The following is an 18799-nucleotide window of genomic DNA, read 5'->3' as shown; positions in this document are numbered from 1 at the left end:
GTGCCAAGCTACACATTCTCGCTGATAAACCCCCTTGAAACCACGCGAATTCAGTCGTTACTCACCAGCCCGGGGCGAATGAGCGGATACCTAACTCTCTTGCAGCGTTAGACATCCTCTCGTCGTAAGTCAGCAATCCCTCTAGGCCGTCCCCCAACACTAGAGCGGTTGCCAGGTGAATAGCATCGAGACTGCGCACATTGCTGGGTTCCAACAGGCCTGCGGCATCACATATTGCGGGACTGATGGCAATCAAGGAAATTGCGGAGATGATGGATCGGGCTTGTAATCTGGCATTTTCACCGAGCTTGCCCGCCACCCGCATCAATTCCACTCTGACTAAATCTGAACAATACACTTGCGAATCATGTTCCAGCATCCACTCGTTAAAAGCATCGCTTTCGGGTTCTTTGTGTATGGCTTTAGCCAGCCCGGAGGTGTCCACGTAGTAGGCCATCAATATCGCTCCGATTCACGCATTTGCCGCAAAATGTCGGTCGGAGTCGGTGCTGTTTCACCAGATTCAGGCACTGCGGGTACCTCCCGCCAAGAACGCAGCGCCGGACGCACCAATCCGGCGTCTTTCATCTGTTCGAGGGGGCTCGTTTGCAAAGCCACAATTTTGGCAATAGGACGTCGTCGATCCGTAACCACGACGCTTTCTCCGTCCTGGACCTGTTTCAGGACTTGAGACGCATTTTGTCCAAGTTCGCGCAATCCTACCGTCACCATGTTCTACATGATAGAACATCCTCTAAATCTTCGCAATAGCGCTGACGCGGTTAGTTTACATTCGCGGTAACAAAAGCAACGCGAATTGATACCTCGCAGACAGATTTCAGTACGGCAGCACTACAGAGGGCTCAGAGTCGAGGGATTACGAAGCGTGAAGCCAAAGCAGCAACTTCATCGGATTAAAACCCGCATCTCACGCACAGGCAGCATGTAATTATCTGAGTTGTTACACATAGTTAAACAAGTAATATCCAAATCTCTAATATATTTATCAGCTATTTCTTTATATTCCTGAGGTGATTTTGGGGCAAAATTATTATCTTGAAATGTCATCTCATCAAAGGTGTCGTCAGACGATATATACTCCAAACTGAAGACATTGTGATAATTGGTGATTTTCATATTGATATTACTTTTTTCGCGAGAAACATACCCATCGGATATATACCTGTAATCAGCGATTAATGTTACAAAGTAAATGTTACTCAAATAGCGCCGATATGATACCTTTATCGAGGAATTTAGCGAGTCGAACTTAGAGTCAAAATAGCTCTGTTGGCGATCAAAAACAGCCTTTCGAGCTTGCAGCTTGCTGCTCGCTTCCGCGGAGACTGAATCGAACTGCTTCATTATTACTCCGGGATTGTAAAATGAATATAGATAGTTATCCGCCACTATCTTACCCACAATTTCAATGCGCAATTCGGTAGGCCTGCTAGACGGAGTTGAGCCCTGAATATACGATTCCGGCGAAGCAAGAATAAATAGGCTACATACCCCAGCCAACAGAACCATAATTATCCGCCACATGATAATACTTTATCATGAGCAACACCATGTAGTATAGGTGATTAATCTCTATACCATGCCCCTCCCCGCAGCCTATCGCTGCTCGTTAGGTGACCGCTCAGGTCAGATGTACTAGCTGTGCTTTGAAACCGTGACCTCTAGCTGTGTCCCCTCAATCTCATGGATTTCCACTCCTAGTGACAGCGTTTCCGTAGCAATAAAATCACGGTGGCTCTGCACCCAAGCCACACAAGCTGCCGGGACTCCTTGCGTCAGGTCAATCCAGTCAGCCACGTCCAGACCCGCGTTCTTACGAGCGTCCTGCACCGCGCGAATTGCATATCGGGCGTAGCCTTCCGCTTCCAGCTCCACGGTCACTTCGGTGTCCAGCACCACATAAGTGCCACTGTCCATCAACTTGTTTCAATAGCCCATGTCTAGTTACATGTAGGTTTGAGTCTGTTTACCTACTTGGTTTACTACGCTAAACTAGTCTTGTGAAGCGACGTGAACTTTTAAAACGCCTAGAGCAAATCGCCAAGGAGCGTGGCGAAAGTTTCACCCTTGTTGAAGGTGGCAGCCACACGAAAGCCTTTATCGGCCCGCAAATGATTGCCGTCCCCCGACATCGCGAAGTGTCCGAACTAACTGCTAAAACCATCCTGAAGGAGGCCCGCAATGGCAACGATGACTGAAACAGCAACGAATCAAGAAATCATCGCCGAAGTCACCCGCAGCGGCAAATGGTGGGCGGTCGAGGTCGAAATCGACGGCAAGCGTCATGCCACCCAAGGCCGCACCCTGGCCGAGGCCCAACTCATGGCCACAGACCTGGTTTCCATCTGGGCGGAATTCCTGGAGCGCCCCGAATTGGCCAAAACCCCGGTCCGCCTGATCCCCGTTGGTGAAGTCGGCGAGGCCGTGGAACGCACCAACCGCGAAAAGGCCGAGGCCGCCATCGCCACCCGCAAAGCCCAGGAAGACCAAGCCTCGTTGGTGCGCCGTCTGCGCCGCGACGGCATCAAAGTCGCAGACATCGCACAACTTCTCGGCCTGACCAAAGGCCGCGTCTCCCAACTCGCCCGCGCATAGAGCACACTTAGGTAGCTTTATATTAGAAGCTGCCCCAAAAAGATTCCCTCATTCGTTTTCCAGGTAGCGTTACCACTCAAAGTTCCTCCGCCTACAAAACTTGCCGCCGCAGATGGGCTGGTGAAAGCAAAACCTTCAGAGGTTATTTGTCCCTTTGCATCAGCACTTTTGTCTTTGGAAAATCAGGATTGGCTCATCATCTATGCCCAAAATTAAAAGGCAACCCTCGCGCGGGAAGCCGCACGAGGGTGCTATTGATTCGTGGGAAACGCGAGGCCTAGGCGTGTTTGGCGACCACGATTTCCAGTTCCTTGCCGCTAGAAGGATTGACCCTCACGGACACGGCCAGGGTTTCTCCGGCGATAAGAGCTTCGTGGGTCTTCACCCATTCGAGTTTATCGGCCGGGACTCCCAGCGTCAGGTCAATCCGGTCAGCCACGTCCAGACCCGCGTTCTTGCGAGCGTCTTGCACCGCGCGAATCGCATCGCGGGCGTAGCCCTCCGCTTCCAGCTCCTCGGTCACTTCCGTGTCCAGCACCACGAAAGTGCCACTGTCCAGCACATCAGCAACGGTTCCCGGCTCGGCTGCAACCTTTGTCACCAGCCCGAACTGTTCACCCGTGAGGCGCACCGGCTGTCCACCGAGTTCCACCCCGTCGAACACCACCCCGTCACCGTCCAGGTGCCACTGACCGGACTTTTGCGCCTGGAACAACACAGAAGTCAGTTTGCGCACCTCGGGGGCAAAAGCCTTGGGGTTGAGCGTCAATTCCTGGCTTGATTGCAATCCGGACTCGGCAACACCGAGCACCTCCACGGACTTAACGTTGACCTCGGAAGCAATGAGCGCCGTGTAGTCACGCAGAGCCTCCGGATTCGCCGCGACCACCTGGAGGCGGCTCAGCGGCAAACGCACCCGCAGGTTAGCGCCCTTGCGCAAGGCGTGGGCGCAGGACACCACGTCGCGCACCTCGTTCATAGCGTCCACTAGCGCGTCATCGTACACAGCATCGTCCCAGTCCGGGTAGTCCATCAGGTGTACGGAACGCCCACCGGTCAGCCCCCGCCAGACTTCTTCTGCAATCAAAGGCAGCAGCGGAGCCATCGCCCGCATCAGCGCCTCTAACACGGTGTAGAGCACGTCAAAGGCGGCCGGATCCTCGTCCCAAAAACGCTGGCGAGAAATGCGAATGTACCAGTTGTTCAACACCTCGGTGAACTGGCGGACGTGTTCACAAGCCTCCGGAATGTGGAAGTTATCCAACTCCGTGCGCAAATCGTGGAACAGCTGGCGCGCGGCGGACAACAGATAACGGTCCATCATCGGCAGCGCGTTGACGCTCGCGGCATCATCCACGTCCACGGGCTTCGCCTCGTAGCCCGCGCCCTGCTGACAGGTGCCGGCATAGAGCGTAAAGAAGTAGTAGGCGTTCCACACCGGCAGAATCGTTTGCCGTACCGTGTCGCGAATACCCTTATCGGTCACAATCAGGTTGCCCCCGCTGACCACCGGGGAACTCATCAGGAACCAACGCATCGCGTCCGCACCGTACTTGTCGAAAACCTCGTTGACATCCGGGTAGTTGCGCAGAGATTTACTCATCTTGCGCCCGTCATCACCCAGGACGATACCGTGCGAGATACAGTTCAAGAACGCCGGCCGGTCAAACAGCGCGGTCGCCAAAACGTGCAAGGTATAGAACCAGCCACGGGTCTGACCGATGTACTCCACGATGAAATCGCCAGGGTAATGCGTCTCGAACCATTCCCGATTTTCAAAGGGATAGTGGACCTGGGCGTAAGGCATGGAGCCGGATTCGAACCAGCAGTCCAACACTTCCGGGACGCGGCGCATCGTGGACTCTCCGCTGGGATCATCTGGATTCGGGCGGGTCAACTCATCGATGAACGGCCGGTGGAGGTTATCAATCTTGACTCCAAAATCCCGCTCCAGTTCCGCAAAAGAGCCGTAGACGTCAATGCGCGGATAGGCGGGATTGTCCGACTTCCATACCGGAATCGGGGAACCCCAGAAACGGTTGCGCGAAATCGACCAGTCGCGCGCCCCGGCCAGCCAGTGACCAAAGATACCGTTCTTGGTATGTTCCGGTGTCCAGGTGATTTGTTGGTTCAACTCCACCATCCGGTCGCGGAACTCAGTAACGCGCACAAACCACGAGGACACTGCCTTGTAGATGAGCGGTTTGCGGCAACGCCAGCAGTGCGGGTAGGAGTGTTCGTAAGAGGCGACCTTCACCAGGTAGGGACGCTGGCGCGCCTCACGGGTCGCCACCGGGCCGGTTTCGTCGCGCAGGTCGGCGATGATGTAGCGGTTTGCCTCAAAAACGTTCTTTCCCGCGTAATCTGGGACTTCCCCGGTGATGACTCCGTTTCCGTCTACCGGCATGACCACCCCGATTTGCTGGGTAGCGCAAACGTTCATGTCGTCCTCGCCAAAGGCCGGGGCGAGGTGCACCAGCCCGGTGCCGTCCTCGGTGGACACGAAGTCGGCACTGATGATGGTCCAGGCTTTCGATCCCGGTCCCACGTGTCCCGGCTGGTCTGCCGTGCCATCGGCGATGGCAACAGCTTTGGCCTGCTCGAAGTAATCGAAAATGGGATAGTATTCCAGGCCAACCAGTTCAGAGCCTTTGAAAGGAGCGGATACCTGCGGGTTTTCCCCAAGTTCCTTTTCGTAAGCCGCCAAGCGCGCCTGGGCCAGGATTACGGTTTGTCCCTGCAACTCCCCCTGGGTCGGCGTGACCCGCACGTAGTCGATGTCCTCCCCGACGGCGACCGCAAGGTTGCTGGGCAACGTCCACGGGGTCGTGGTCCAAATCAGCACCATCTCGTCGGTGTCACGCAGACGCATTCCCACCGTGACTGTTTGGTCGGTGCGGTTTTGGTAGATGTCGTCGTCCATCTTTAGTTCGTGGTTCGACAGGGGGGTACCGTCGTGCCAGCAGTACGGCAGCACCTTGAAGCCTTCGTAGATGAGCCCCTTGTCGTACAGGGTCTTGAACGCCCAAATGACCGATTCCATAAAGGTGGGGTCGAGGGTCTTGTAGTCGTTTTCGAAGTCGACCCAGCGCGCCTGGCGCGTCACATATTCTTCCCACTCTTTGGTATATTTCAGTACCGATTCGCGACAGGCCTGGTTGAAGGCCTCAATCCCCATTCCGCCCGGGCCTTCGATTTGTTCCTTGTCCTCGATGCCGAGAATGCGTTCCGCCTCCAGTTCGGCGGGCAAGCCGTGAGTGTCCCACCCGAAGCGCCGCTCCACACGGCGTCCCTGCATGGTCTGGTAACGCCCCACGATGTCTTTCACGTAGCCAGTCAACAGGTGGCCATAGTGCGGCAAGCCATTGGCAAAGGGCGGTCCATCATAGAACACGAACTCGTTACTGCCGTCTTGACCAGCGGGACGAGCATCTACAGAAGCCTGGAAAGTATGATCCGCAGCCCAAAATGCCAGGGTTTCAGTTTCAAGGCTCGGAAAATTCGGGCTGGCGTCCAGGGAAGTGTCCCGGTGTTTGGGGTAGAACCCGCGTTTTTTCTCGCTCATCTTCGTCCTTATCGCGAATCGTTCATTCACGAGGACGCCTGCGACACTCTGTCGGTGGGCGCGGTACCACCTCGCTTGCTCACGTGGTCCCGCAAAAGTCTGGTTGCCGACCAATCGGTGCGGCCAGACTATTGAGTTGGCCAAGTGAGCCGCTCAATATGGCTGTAACGGGCCTGCCCGTCGGAGTCTAGTGAGTCGCGTGCAAGGCACGTAACCGTTCTTTCCGAAGCTCCCCGGCGATATCCGGGCTCAACAGTCCGGACCGGTTCAATGCGGATTCCACTCTATCCAGTTTTTTCTCTGGACTCAAACAAGGTGACCTTTTGCCTGTGGTTCAGAAATTCCAAAGGTTAGGACGGATTATCTCCCTGCGGAGTGTAACTCAAAATGTCTCCCGGCTGGCACTCCAAAACTCGGCAGATTTTTTCCAGTGTAGAGAAGCGGATTGCCTTGGCGTGACCATTTTTCAATATCGAGACATTAGCCGCCGTGATGTCCACAGCCTGGGCAAAGTCCTGAACCGACATACCTCGCTGGGCCAGCAACACCGACAGATTTACCGTAATCACTTAGATGACCTCCGCTAACTCTGCCGCATCGTCCAGTGCGGCTTGAAAAATACTCTTAGCCAGGCTGACCAGGGAGAATAGCCCCACTCCCAAAACTATTCCGCCGAGGAATAAAAGTGGCGGCTCCGGTCTGGTTGCCGGTGTAAAAATGCTCATATGCCCACCGGTTATCGCGACGATACCGGGGCCGATAGCAACCATGAGACGCGCCAGATTAATCCATTTCATGGTTTTAGCAGTAAAAAAATCTCCTTTGCTAACTGCCCTTACCAGCATCATCAACGCCACAATCAGTATCTGCACACAAATGAGCGCCGCTACGGCCGCCAGCGCGTATGGTACGACCAGGTGGCGAACCTCGGGGAATTCCTCCCCCGTTTCCCATGCCGCTAATACGCAAAATAACTGGAGCAACAACACCCCGGGAAGAGCTGCAATCAAGGCAACTTCCGACAAAATTACGTAAGTTCGAGAAAAGTTCATATATCGATTATCGATACTTATATATCGTTTGTCAATAGGTCGGCGTACCTTATGTACATAAAACGCGAGCATTATTCAAAACGCCGCACCTTTCGCATGCCTGCACTATCAACCCTTGACACCGCCCTCTTGCACGCCGCGGAAGAACATCTTTTGGCTGGCCGCAAAGAGAATAATGATAGGAATCAGCGCAATTACCGTGCCAGCAGCCACCACTCGGGGATTGGTCCCAAAAGATGACTGCAAGTACTGCATACCGACTGTGAGCGTGTACTTCTTTGGATCTGAAAGAACCACCAATGGCCACAGGAAGTCGTCCCATGCTTGGATGAAAGACATCAGAGCTACCACCATCGCCATTCCTCTCACATTGGGCCAGACGACGTAACGCAGTTGCTGTAACGTTGAAGCCCCATCAATCGTGGCAGCGTCTAAAACGGCAGGAGGGATGGAGCGCACTGCCGTAGCCATCAAGAGAACGTTAATCGCAGTAATGGCAGTCGGCAGGAAAACCCCCACCAAGGTGTTAGCCGCACCCAATGCCTTCACCGTCAAATACTGGCTGGTCAGAGTGACTTCTCCGGGTAGCATCAGCGTGGAGAGAATCAAGGCCAAGATTACACCACGAAAACGAAAACGCATGGCCGCCAGAGCATAGCCAGCCATAGTGGCCAGAATCACATTTGACACCACCATGGCCACCGACACCAGCAGGGAGTGCCAGGTGTAATCGAACACGGGAATATTTCGCGCCACTTCGGCATAGTTCTCAAAAGTCGGATGTTCAGGAATAAACTTGGGTGGAAATGCATAAACATCCTCGTACTTTGACTTTAATGACAGCGAGAGCTGTAGCAAAAATGGCCCCACAGAAATTATCATCATTAAAATCAACAGTACGTAGCGAAGCACCATATTGGGCAGAGAAGGCTTATTAAAAGAACGGGAAGAGCTACGCTTCATCAGAGTCTTACTCATGATTTCACCGCCTTATTGAATTTAATGTCTTTTCTTTGCGCCTTCCGAATCCGACGTTCCCGACGCAGCTCCTTGAATTCGGTTTTCTGGTTGATCCAGGCCACGAACAATAGCGGTCCAATGGTCAATAGGAACAGAATTACTGAAACAGCCGAGGCGAAACCGAGATTGCCATTTAGTCCTTTTCCGGTTTGCTGAATTAACATCACCAACGATTGTGCTTGTCCGCCCGGGCCGCCAGAACCGTTGGTGAGTACGTAAATCTCAGTAAATACCCTGATTGCTGCCACGGTGATGAGCGCCGAAATCAGCATCATTGCACCCCGGACTCCCGGCACGGTGACATTCCAGAAGCGACGCCACCAGCCGGCCCCATCTATGGCGGCCGCCTCGTGCAGCTCACGGGAAACGTTGCCTAGGGCAGCGAGATAAATCACCATATAGTAGCCCAGGCCTTTCCATACCGTTAGCAAAGCCGCCGAGACAATAATCAGCCAGCGGTTAATCAGAAAGTTTACGGGGGACTGCGTCAACCCTAGGAACTGGAAGGTTTCGTTAACGAGGCCCCGCGAGTCGAACAGCCAGCTCCAGATGATACCAACCACCACTACTGAGGCAATGACTGGGAAATAGTAGGTGGTACGAAAGAGCGAGATTCCAGGCACATTACGCTGCACCAACAAGGCGAGGAACAGCGGCAAGAAAGTCAGCAACGGCACACAAATAACTACGTAGAGCAGACTGGTGACCACGGCGTATCGGAAACGCTCGTCAGCAAATAACTGCACATAATTGGTCAACCCAGTGAACTCGGGTGTGCGCAACGGTCTAGCGTTGGTGAAAGACAGGTAGATTGTGTTCAAAAAAGGCCAAATTGAAAACACGAGTACCCAAATCACCGCCGGTGCTAACAGCACGTAGGGAGTATACCTGTGTGGGGGCTTCATTTTATCTCCTGATATGTCGCCTGGAACCTCGCTCTTTTCGCAATATTCAGAAATTACTTCCCGAGGTTCTTATTTGCGTAATCTGCGGCTTTATCTAAAGCCTCTTGAACCGGGATGTCACCCTTGACAGCTAAGGCTACTTGCTGTTGCAGGTACTTGTCCATATCGTAAGTAAACTGAATTGGATACTCTGGAGTTGCATCACCGATAGCGGCTGCAGCTTGCTCAGTAGCAGTTTTCTGCAACGGAATCTCAATCACCGAAGTAAAGCTGTCCGGATTCTCATTACCTTCCTTGGTGCCGGGGAAGAATCCTTGGGCTATCTTCAGGAATTCGATTTGGTTCGTGTTATTCGTCACGTACTGCGCAAACTTCATTGCCAGATCTGGAGCCTTTGACTTAGCGGACACGGAAATTCCCTGAATAAACAGCGGAGCATGGCCGATGCGCGGCGTGGAGACTGTACTCTCCAGCAATGTCGGAGCTTCCTTTTCCAATTCGGAGGGGAATCCGGCCGAAGCGGTGGTCCAGGCGGTCTTACCTTGCTTGTACAACGCGGAGTTACCCAGGTAATCGGCATTCAAAGCCTCCGGTGGCATTGCTCCTGCAGCATAGGCATCCTTATAACGTTCCACTACTTTCACCGCGTCCGGCGAGTTGAACACGAATTTACCGTTTTCAATAATTTTCACGCCAGCAGCGGATAGGGTACCGGTTCGTGGTACGTCCGCAATCATTTTCACTTCTCCATTGGTTGCGGCAGCAACCTTCTTGGCCATGTCAAACAGAGAATCCAAGTCGGTAGGTAGATTAGTCGTATCCAGTCCCGCCTCTTGGATGGCTTTCGTGTTGAACCAGTTCAAATCCGTACCAAGGTACCAAGCATAACCGTATTGTCCCTTGATGTCGGGGTAACGGTACGCATTAGTAGCGCCATCAACGTATTCATCAAGTTTCTTGGCATCCTTGGCTTCCAAGTCGACCAGCAAATCGACTTGCGCCAATTTATAGGCGAATTCTGGCGGAAGGTTAATCACGTCAGGCAGTTCGCCGGAATCTGCTTGCTGCAAAATTTTGTCCTCATAACCGTCACCTGGCTGGTCAATCCAGTTAACTTTGGTTCCGGGATTGTCTTTTTCAAAATCTGCGACTAGCTTCTCAAAGTACGGCGTGAAACGGTCGTTCTTCAGAGACCAAGTTTGGAAAGTTATTTCCTGGGCTTGGTCGCTTCCAGCAGCTCCGATTGAGGCGCCGCCACCGGTACAACCGGCTAGCAAAAGGGAAAGGGCCGCAATTGGTACGGCAATGTTGCGCAATTTCATGTTTCTCCTTGTGGTTGTATATGGGAAATAAAACAGTTGAAATGTGGTTTGGAACTAATCCTCCACTAGCTTGATTTCTATACGCTTCACCTGCCCTTCTCTAGCCCACCGCACCCAGTTAGCAAAAAAATCTTGGTCCGCATTTAAAAGCTGCCGGTTGTGAGTACCAAGTTCGATTTCTTGGGACTCACGGGAGTGAGCGGGGCCAGGGTTACCCCACTCTCTAATGGCCGCAGCGAAGGCCTGACCAACGGGCTTTACGGCACCATGCTGGTCAAACAATCCCAAGCTATGCTCGAAATGCGGAAAATCAGCAAGGTCTGAGTTGACATCGTGTGAACACCACCAGGTAATCGCCCGCAGGTTCGGACTCAACCCACAATTAGAGTCGCCGCGTAGGTTCAGCACGGTGTCCCTGACAAATTGCGGGATGTCCTCTCGCTCTATCCAATGTTCAGGGGCGCCAACTTCCTGTAACCAAATCGGGCGAGGAGCGGTACCGTAGGCACGCGCCCAAGCATCGGCCAGCTCGCACAGGTAGCGCGCAAACCAAGTCAACTCCACGGCGCTCTTGCCATAATGTGGCGCCACGGTACCAAAGATCCAGGAATGAACCGTAATATTATCCCCGAATTTCACCGCATCGCCAGGAACAAACGGGTGTTTCGAATCGAACCAAATGTCATCATCATGAGAAAAGGTGTGTATCATACCCGGCGCAACACGTTGCGCCTGTGAAAAGAGCGTTTCCAACCACTTCTCTGCCTGCTCGTGAGTTATTTTTTGGGATTGAGGATGGCGCGGTGCGGCAAACTGGATAAATTCATTTCCCAAACTCAAACCGCTAAACCCCGGCAGTTCCCGCAAGGCTTTGCCCAAAGTGAGAATCAGTTGCGATTCAGCAGACACTGCCGCTTCATCAGTGAAAACATTCACCTCGTGCCAGCTTGTAACCCAGGAGGGCAGGAAGTCGAAGGATGACAGATGTCCTTGCAGCACATCGACAGTCGTGTCCAGCCCACACTCGTGAGCTATCTTCACCACGGTACCAACATCATCGATGGCCTGGCTTCGAATGAGGCTGCGATTGGGCTGCAACAACGGCCAAAGAGGAAACACTCGAATGTGATCCACTCCCAGCGAAGCAATCTGTTCCAGGTCAGCTCTGACCTTCCCCGGGTCGAAATCCAACCAGGAATGGAACCAACCTTCCCGTGGTGTGTAATTCACTCCAAATCTCATCGAGGATTGTTCCGTCTGCAAACTCACGACCTAACCTCCCCTGATTGAGAGGAACTAAAGCTGGCTCTCAAAGTTGCAATTTGGAATGCGCCCAGTTCGAGTACGTATTCCCCGTCCATCTGACGCAAGACCGGAGCCTCTATGCTGGGTTGATAACGCAGGTCCGTCGTCCAGACACGCTGAGCCTCGGGAATACGTATTCGCACCTGTTGCGGACCTCCAGTCCCCTCGTATATGCGCAACCCCAAATCCCCGCTTTCATCAGGGCAAAGGCTCATTGATTCCACTACCGCTCCTTCCACACTGACAAGAGGTGCAATAGGGTTGCCATGGTAGTAGCGCCGTCGCAAGTTAATGTCCTGCCCGTCCCTGATAGCCTCCATCACAGTGGCTTGCGGACGCACCCGAAAGTTCCAAGTAAAACGTCCCTGATCTTGTTGAGGGTCAGGGTACTTGGCTGATTTCACCAGGGTTGCCCGCACCAGTTGATAGGTTCCCCGGTCTTGGTGATGTCGAGTGATGTCCCAACCATAAGTCGCATCGTTGGCAATCGCTAGAGCTAAGGAAGCATTTTCGAGGCGGAGCCAGCGATGCGCACTAACCTCAAAGCGGGCCGCATCCCAAGAGGTATTGTCATGGATTGCCCTGGTAAGGTAACCAAACTGCGTTTCAAATTGGGCATGGTCTGTGTGAAGATTCACCCCAAAAGCGAGTTTTAGCAGTTTTTCCTGTTCGTGCCAGTCTGCCTCGACTGAGATATCGACCGCTCGATTGTGCGCACCAAGTTTCCAGGTAATCGCAGCTTCAGAATCGCCAAATGTCATCCGAGAACGCACCCAGGCAAAGTCCTCCTCCAGACCCAGTTCGGGGGCAGACATGCATGGGGTACACAGTGAACCCCGATAAAAGTAGTCAATGTCCCAGGCATCCCACTGATTGGGGAAATCCTGATGTATCTGGAAAATTCCGGCCGGGGCTTCGGCGGGAATAAATTCCACTCCCTGGCGATCCTGCAAAGAAACACAACGACCCGATTCGTCGAAACGCAACTTCAGATAGCTATTTGAGATTTCGTGTTTTTCTCGATTTATCTGCAAGTCATTTGCAGGCGGTTCCACCATCGCGCCTGCCCCGCTGGGAACCGAGAGAATCGGGAAAGACGTGGCGTTGGCCAAACATAGCGAGGTGCTTGTCGCTTCGTCCCCGTTAGCGGACTCATTACCAGCTTGGTCTGCCTTCGTAGGTGACGCAGACCCGAGTGCTTGCAGGCTTTTCTCGATAATACTTTCGCAACTTTGCCGCACTGAGGCATAAATTTCCGCTGTTTCTCGGTAAACCCAGGCGATAGAACTGCCGGGGAGAATGTCATGAAACTGACAAAGCAATACCTGGTGCCACAGCTTTTGAAAATCCTGGTATGGGTAGTCCAGGAGCCCTCGTACGGCTGCCGTTGCTGCCCACCATTCGGCTTCACGCAATAGCGCCTCACTGCGTCGGTTCCCCTGTTTGGCACTGACATGGGAGGTCAGAGTGCCGCGATGTTTTTCCAGATAGAGTTCTCCGACCCAGGTGGGCGGCTGGTCATATTCTGCTTGAGCCTGGTCAAAGAATTCCTGTGGTGTCGCATGGTGAGTTTTGGCAAATCCTTCGAGATTCCGCACTCGCGCCAAACGTTCCAACATTTCCCTAGTGGGGCCGCCCCCGCCATCCCCATAGCCATAAAGCAGCATTGAGGAATTTGCTCTCCCCGCTTCTTTAAAGTTTTCGACCGCGTGGCGTAGCTGAGTTCCGGTCACATCTGAGCCATAGGTATCTGCAGGAGGGAAATGTGTAAAGACACGCGAACCGTCTATACCCTCCCACCACAAGGTATGGTGAGGAAATATATTGGTTTGGTTCCAAGAGATTTTTTGGGTCAGGAACCGCGAAATTCCTGCACAACGAGCTAACTGCGGTAAAGCCGCTGTGTAACCAAAAGAATCGGGGAGCCAAATCTCTTGACAGCTCACGTCAAATTTTTCTGCGAAATAGTTCAAGCCCTCTACAAGTTGCCGGGCTAAGGCTTCTCCTCCAGGCAGAACCGCATCAGGCTCCACCCACATGCCTCCCACCGGGACAATTTTTCCCTTTGCCACGAGTGCTTTTACTCGCTCAAAGAGTTGCGGTTCATCTTGCTCTAACCAAGCCACGTGCTGTGCCGCCGGAAGCGCAAACACCATCTCATGACCGTCTTCTAGCAAACGGACAACATTCGCCAGGGTCCGCGCAACTTTACGCCTTGTCTCCCGCAATGGCCACAGCCAAGCCGAATCAATATGTGCGTGTCCTACCGCAAAAAGCTCGTGCTCGCGGGGCAAGGCGGGACGATCCAACAGTGGTTGCAGACGCTTCTGAGCCAGGGGTACGGTGTCGCACAAGCGTTGAAAATCAAGACAATCTAAGGCACTGGAAATACCAAACAGGACTTCTAATTCTCGATAGGTAAGCTGCGCAGCGGATTGCACTAGCTCCAGCAAAATGGACACATCCAAGGCAAAATCGTAAATATCGCCGTGACGAATCACAATCTCAGCAGCGCGCAGGGTATAAATATCCTCGGTAGATGCAGTAAGTTTGTCCCCCTCATCGGTGGGCTGAAATGGAGGTATATCCAAAAGCAAGGGGTTCGCTGCAGCTTCAACGTAAAACTGAAAATCCTGGGACACGTGCTTCGCAACCGGCAGAGGAACCCACTGGTTACGGGGATTAACCGCTTTAATCGCATTTCCTGCGATATCCCGTACCAAACCTTCCGCTTGAAATCCTGCCGAAACATCAGACCATCCCAAGTCCAGACGCGCTTCAACCACATCGCCTTCCCGGCAGTTCAGGGAATCGACAGCCGGAACCGTGCCCTGAAATTTGAACCAAGTGGTTTCCCAAGCACTTCCCCAGGATTGCCCCACCGTGAATTCGGGGAAAGTGTCTGGGATATCAGCGAAGGAAACTGGCTCACCAATGACGTCCCCTTCGCGAGGAACACGCCAGGCGCTGACTCGTAGCGGGGATACAGGACTATATATGGCAGGAACCAAACGTTCTTCCAACGTACGTTTCACCCGCTGGATCAGAATTTCTGGATTCTCATGCATATCTAAGCACCTTTGCTTCCGTGTAGCATTTGGTACTATGGTAGCTACTAAAACGCTTTAGTACAAGGATTTCAATTAATTTTCCAGTTCCAGAGAGTTGCGTGATTGAGGTGGAGCGTCTCACCATTGATGACATTGCACGCGAGGCAGGGGTATCCATCACAGCAGTGTCCTTTGCCCTCAACAATCGCCCTGGAATCTCTCGCTCGACCAGGGAACGTATTTTAGAGATAGCACACCAAAAAGGGTGGGTTCCACATCCCCTGGCACAGGCACTATCACGAGCCCGTGCCGAAGCTATCGGCTATGTCATCGCACGTTCCCGTGAATCCTATGTTTCCGAACGATTCTTTTTCGATTTTTTGCTGGGACTCGAATCACAGCTCACCGCCGCCGGTTTAAGCCTGGTCCTCCAGACCTGTACCACGATGGACCAGGAGCTGGAAATCTACCGGAAGTGGTCCAAGGAACGTCGCGTGGACGGTGTCGTTATCACCGACCCGGTTTCACAAGACCCGCGCGCGCGGCTCCTCGAAGAGCTTAACCTTCCTGGTGTATTCGTCGGGGAACAAGTGGAAGGATTCCCTTCCCTGGTCACAAATGAATTCGGCCTAATTGCAACGTTAGCTACCCATCTCAAAATGTGCGGAGCTACCAGTGTCACCTATGTGGGCGGCAACGAAGCGCTCCTGCACACCAAGCGCCGCTGTGAGGCTTTGCAGGATTACGGTAATGAGAGCGGAATCAATTTTGGCAGCGTAATCTGCGCTAACTCAACCGAAAACGAGGGACTTTCATCCTCGTTATCCCTCCTTTCACCTCTGGAAGGACTGCCGGCTATCATCTATGACAACGAGGTTTTAGCCGTAGGAGGGGTCAAAGCCTGTCTCAAACTCGGACTAACTATTGGAAAGCAAGTACTGTTGGCATCTTGCGAAGATTCTCCCATTTGCCGAGTTACTTCCCCCGCCATTACGGCCGTTTCACGTGATCCTTCGCTCTACGCGGTGGTCGCCGCAAACCTCTTAACTGAATATTTAGCTGGTAAACCCGCACGCAGCTATACATGTGATGTATCCAGCCTTATTCCCCGAGAATCCAGCGCTACCTCACCCGGTGCAGCATCATGATTGCAATCGAAGCGGACACGGCCTAATTGAATCCCTGTCGGAACTCTCACAAAAATGCCATAACGATACACAATAAAACCGAGAAGCACTACATTTGAGGGTGAATAAACCAGGTAAACGTCACGGGGGAACGCATGAAAACCGAGGAATTGTGGGATCAGGCTCGGGCAGTGGCTCTGGAGCTACCCGGTGCTGAGCCGTGGGTGTATTCCCCGCAGTGGGAGGCCGTAAAAGTGCGCGGGAAGTGGTTCGTGGTCATGGTGGAGGTCCACGGCACCCCGGTTGTGAACTTGGCCGTTCTGCCGGAGGACGGCCTGGCGCTGACCCAGCGCTATGCGGAAATCACTCCCGGCTGGCATATGAACAAAGACCGCTGGATCAGCGTGTACCCCGGCGCGGAAGTCGACCTGGAACTGTTGAAAGTGCTGGTTCAGGAATCTTACCTGAACGTGGTATCGCGTCTGCCGGTTAAGTCCCGCCCGCATCTGCCAGATTCCCTGCGCTACTGGCCCAGCTCGGAGGCCTAGCCCTCCGCCCCTTCTGTTGCACCACCAACTGTTGTCGATTCTCCGCATTGACCAAATCAAAAGTCCGGGCAGCCGGCGGAAACCAGCTGCCCGGACCAGAGGGAGTAATTTCGTTAAGCCCTAGTTCACGGTGAACGGATTAGATATCCCCTCGTAGGGAATAATCCGGTGATTCCAGCCGTTCTTCCAGTCGCCGTCCTGCACTAACCGATAAGTTCCGGCCGGCGTGCCCTGGCGAATCCGCCACTCGACGGTGGTGCGAGAATAGCTGGCGCCTTCACGTTCCCAGCGGTAACTGGTGTCCCAGTCACGGTCCGTCAAGTAATCTTGCCAGGTCCCGTCCTCGGCCTGACGCTGCACCTTGAGGAAAGTCCCACCCACGCGCAAGTTGTTCTTGGGATGAGCCCCGCGGAACACCGCTTTCGCGGTGTCTCCCGGTTGATACTGTTCGAGGGGCTGAATCAGCACTTGGCCAAACTGTTGACGTAACGGCTTGTCGTCCAGCACGACCCCGGCACGATTGACCTTTCCTCGCGTGCTGACCCTGGGCCAAGCATCGTTGCTGACCTCAGCGCCGTCGACCATAGCTTGGGCCAAGCCATCCACCTCTTGCTGCAGGGCGGACAGCTCATAAGGACCAAACTCGGTGGAAGCGCCCTCGTAATGCTGAGCGGCGTACTCTTCACGAGTGGAAACATAACCGGCGTAATCGTTCGTAGCTCCGGAAAAGATGACCTTCTCCACACCGAGCGGCGCCAAAATCTGTTCCACGGATTCCCGCAGGTGGCGTACGCCCATAGTGCCCGTCTCAGTCGGGACACCGACGATAGCCACATTGCCGATACGCAGCAACTGTACCGGCACCACGGTCGAAGCCCAGCCCCACTTGCCATCGGGAAGCAAAACCGGCTTTTCGGCCTGGCACGGATCATTGCCCGTCCAAGAAATCGAGGCAAAGGCAAAGCGCACCAAACCGCCCAAGTCGGATTGATCGACCTTCTTGACCACATCGCGAATCGAGAAGCTATCCTTGGTCATACCTTCATAAATCCCAGGAATTCCCGAGGGGCCGTTCTCGCCGCCAGCAGCAAAGGAATAGCCACGAGCCGGGACGCAGAGTTTCTGGTCCCCGGCGCCTTCCGTATAAGCTGCGTTGACGACATAGTTCTTAAACTGGACGTAGCGTCCCCGATAGTCAACGGCGCCTTTAACTGCGTCTCCGGGACTATTCCATAGCTGCCAAGACGCGTCGAACTGTTCCTGACCATGTTTTTCAGCGTTGTAGTAATCATCGGAGGTTCCCATGAATTCCGGGGTGGAGGACGAGTTGCCCGCCACGGGAACCATATCTCCCGTTCCTGACGCAGGGAACGCCGCCACGAAAGTCTTGTCCTGATTCGGGTCAGTCCCGAACTTCTGTTCATACAGGTATTCCGCGTAACCTTTCGAGTCGGCAGAATACAGGTCCCAGTGCATCGGGAAAGACGTGGCGTGAGTTGAGAACCAGTTGAATACGCCGAGTTTCTCACCGGCTGCGGAAGTAAACTCCAGCTGGTCCATCGTCGTTTCTACCGAGTCGTCGTATTTGCTGACGTCATCGTTTTGCAGGTACGCCCCCAGAGAGCGGTTCCGAGTAATGCCGTGGACGTTAGTGCGCTTCATCTCGATGGTTCCAGGCTCGAGGTTGTTGTGCGCCTTCGAAATTGCGTTGACGATACCGTCCACGGTGATATCCAAAACCTGTTGGCTGAACCCGTGCATAGTCTTATCCTCCGCGGCGATTTCATAAAGTTTATCGGTGGAGGTTCCTGCCGGCGACACATGCGAGTGGGTGATGCCAATCATCACGTTGCCCTCATCGTACAAGCCGGGATACATTGCCTTCAGTTTGTCCAAAACCCGTACCCGCACCGCGTTGAAAATGCCGCCGGTATCAACGCTGACATAAACCACGCGCTTGCCGGTAACCTGATCAGCGACGATAAAGGCATGGGCATACACACGTTGCTGCAGGCCTTTCATCTCTTGGTGCGAGGCGTAGCCGAAAGCACCATTCTCCGCAATAGCGCCGGTCACATCGGAGATGCCGGTGCCTATCAAGTAAGTGCTTTCGGAAGCGCTGGCCTCCGGTGTCAGTCCGGACACGCCTACCAGGCTGGCTCCGACGAGAGCCACCGCCCCGGTAAAGGTTATGGCGAACCGCTTAAATCGTTGTGCTTTGTTCATGTTGTTTCCTGCTCTGCGTTGAGTTGAAGATGGCATGGTCAGCGAAGAACGCCGACAATCTCT

Annotated in this window: 17 protein-coding genes; 4 read left to right on the top strand and 13 right to left on the bottom strand. The window is 53.7% G+C overall.

The window, feature by feature from the left end:
- Positions 1-61 precede the first annotated feature (61 nt).
- From RQ935_RS00185 to RQ935_RS00170, 4 genes are all read right to left on the bottom strand, one after another.
- Entirely contained in the window at positions 62-457 is a 396-nt protein-coding gene (locus RQ935_RS00185; protein ID WP_311496681.1) for a type II toxin-antitoxin system VapC family toxin, read from the bottom strand.
- Positions 457-732, bottom strand: a complete 276-nt coding sequence (locus RQ935_RS00180; RefSeq protein WP_296180580.1) for a type II toxin-antitoxin system Phd/YefM family antitoxin — start codon at positions 730-732, stop codon at positions 457-459. The genes RQ935_RS00185 and RQ935_RS00180 overlap by 1 nt, the downstream gene beginning before the upstream one ends.
- Before the next feature lie 174 nt (positions 733-906).
- Positions 907-1545 carry a hypothetical protein gene (locus RQ935_RS00175; RefSeq protein ID WP_311496680.1) on the bottom strand — a complete coding sequence of 213 codons (639 nt, stop codon included), beginning with the start codon at positions 1543-1545 and terminating at the stop codon, positions 907-909.
- A gap of 111 nt (positions 1546-1656) precedes the next feature.
- Positions 1657-1938 (bottom strand): DUF5915 domain-containing protein, encoded by a 282-nt coding sequence (locus tag RQ935_RS00170; protein WP_311496679.1) that lies wholly within the window; start codon positions 1936-1938, stop codon positions 1657-1659.
- An 83-nt stretch (positions 1939-2021) separates the two neighbouring features.
- Between RQ935_RS00170 and RQ935_RS00165 the strand changes: the two genes are divergently transcribed.
- Together RQ935_RS00165 and RQ935_RS00160 are read left to right on the top strand one after the other, a co-directional pair.
- Positions 2022-2219: a hypothetical protein gene (locus RQ935_RS00165; RefSeq protein WP_311496678.1), complete on the top strand. Its 198-nt coding sequence runs from the start codon at positions 2022-2024 to the stop codon at positions 2217-2219.
- On the top strand, positions 2203-2616 hold the full coding sequence (locus RQ935_RS00160; RefSeq protein ID WP_311496677.1) for a hypothetical protein: 414 nt from the start codon (positions 2203-2205) through the stop codon (positions 2614-2616). The genes RQ935_RS00165 and RQ935_RS00160 overlap by 17 nt, the downstream gene beginning before the upstream one ends.
- Positions 2617-2893: 277 nt before the next feature.
- Here RQ935_RS00160 and ileS read toward each other — a convergent pair whose 3' ends face one another.
- The 8 genes from ileS to RQ935_RS00120 all read right to left on the bottom strand — a co-directional run bounded on the left by ileS (position 2894) and on the right by RQ935_RS00120 (position 14853).
- A complete protein-coding gene (gene ileS / locus RQ935_RS00155) occupies positions 2894-6181 on the bottom strand; it encodes an isoleucine--tRNA ligase (protein ID WP_311496676.1) in 3288 nt (1095 codons plus the stop codon).
- 350 nt (positions 6182-6531) lie between these two features.
- Positions 6532-6750 (bottom strand): helix-turn-helix transcriptional regulator, encoded by a 219-nt coding sequence (locus RQ935_RS00150; protein WP_297724064.1) that lies wholly within the window; start codon positions 6748-6750, stop codon positions 6532-6534.
- On the bottom strand, positions 6751-7233 hold the full coding sequence (locus RQ935_RS00145) for a DUF2975 domain-containing protein (RefSeq protein ID WP_311496675.1): 483 nt from the start codon (positions 7231-7233) through the stop codon (positions 6751-6753). It lies immediately after the preceding gene.
- Between the two features lie 108 nt (positions 7234-7341).
- Positions 7342-8211 (bottom strand): carbohydrate ABC transporter permease, encoded by an 870-nt coding sequence (locus RQ935_RS00140; RefSeq protein WP_282921443.1) that lies wholly within the window; start codon positions 8209-8211, stop codon positions 7342-7344.
- On the bottom strand, positions 8208-9128 hold the full coding sequence (locus tag RQ935_RS00135) for a sugar ABC transporter permease (RefSeq protein ID WP_311496674.1): 921 nt from the start codon (positions 9126-9128) through the stop codon (positions 8208-8210). Before RQ935_RS00135 ends, RQ935_RS00140 begins: the two co-directional genes overlap by 4 nt.
- A gap of 83 nt (positions 9129-9211) precedes the next feature.
- The gene (locus RQ935_RS00130) at positions 9212-10480 is read right to left on the bottom strand and encodes an extracellular solute-binding protein (protein ID WP_311496673.1); all 1269 of its coding nucleotides are present in this window, start codon (positions 10478-10480) and stop codon (positions 9212-9214) included.
- A gap of 54 nt (positions 10481-10534) precedes the next feature.
- Positions 10535-11749: a hypothetical protein gene (locus RQ935_RS00125; RefSeq protein ID WP_311496672.1), complete on the bottom strand. Its 1215-nt coding sequence runs from the start codon at positions 11747-11749 to the stop codon at positions 10535-10537.
- Positions 11746-14853, bottom strand: a complete 3108-nt coding sequence (locus tag RQ935_RS00120; RefSeq protein ID WP_311496671.1) for a glycoside hydrolase family 38 C-terminal domain-containing protein — start codon at positions 14851-14853, stop codon at positions 11746-11748. Before RQ935_RS00120 ends, RQ935_RS00125 begins: the two co-directional genes overlap by 4 nt.
- Positions 14854-14954: 101 nt before the next feature.
- Between RQ935_RS00120 and RQ935_RS00115 the strand changes: the two genes are divergently transcribed.
- Positions 14955-15983, top strand: a complete 1029-nt coding sequence (locus RQ935_RS00115; protein ID WP_311496670.1) for a LacI family DNA-binding transcriptional regulator — start codon at positions 14955-14957, stop codon at positions 15981-15983.
- Positions 15984-16117: 134 nt separating this feature from the next.
- Entirely contained in the window at positions 16118-16510 is a 393-nt protein-coding gene (locus RQ935_RS00110; RefSeq protein ID WP_311496669.1) for an MmcQ/YjbR family DNA-binding protein, read from the top strand.
- Between the two features lie 120 nt (positions 16511-16630).
- On the opposite strand, the gene RQ935_RS00105 is transcribed toward RQ935_RS00110, so the two are convergent.
- On the bottom strand, positions 16631-18736 hold the full coding sequence (locus RQ935_RS00105; protein WP_311496668.1) for a neutral/alkaline non-lysosomal ceramidase N-terminal domain-containing protein: 2106 nt from the start codon (positions 18734-18736) through the stop codon (positions 16631-16633).
- Positions 18737-18799: the final 63 nt, after the last annotated feature.

The sequence above is a fragment of the uncultured Mobiluncus sp. genome (assembly GCF_963511525.1).
Taxonomy (GTDB): Bacteria; Actinomycetota; Actinomycetes; order Actinomycetales; family Actinomycetaceae; genus Mobiluncus.
This window is presented reverse-complemented; position numbering and strand designations above follow the sequence as displayed.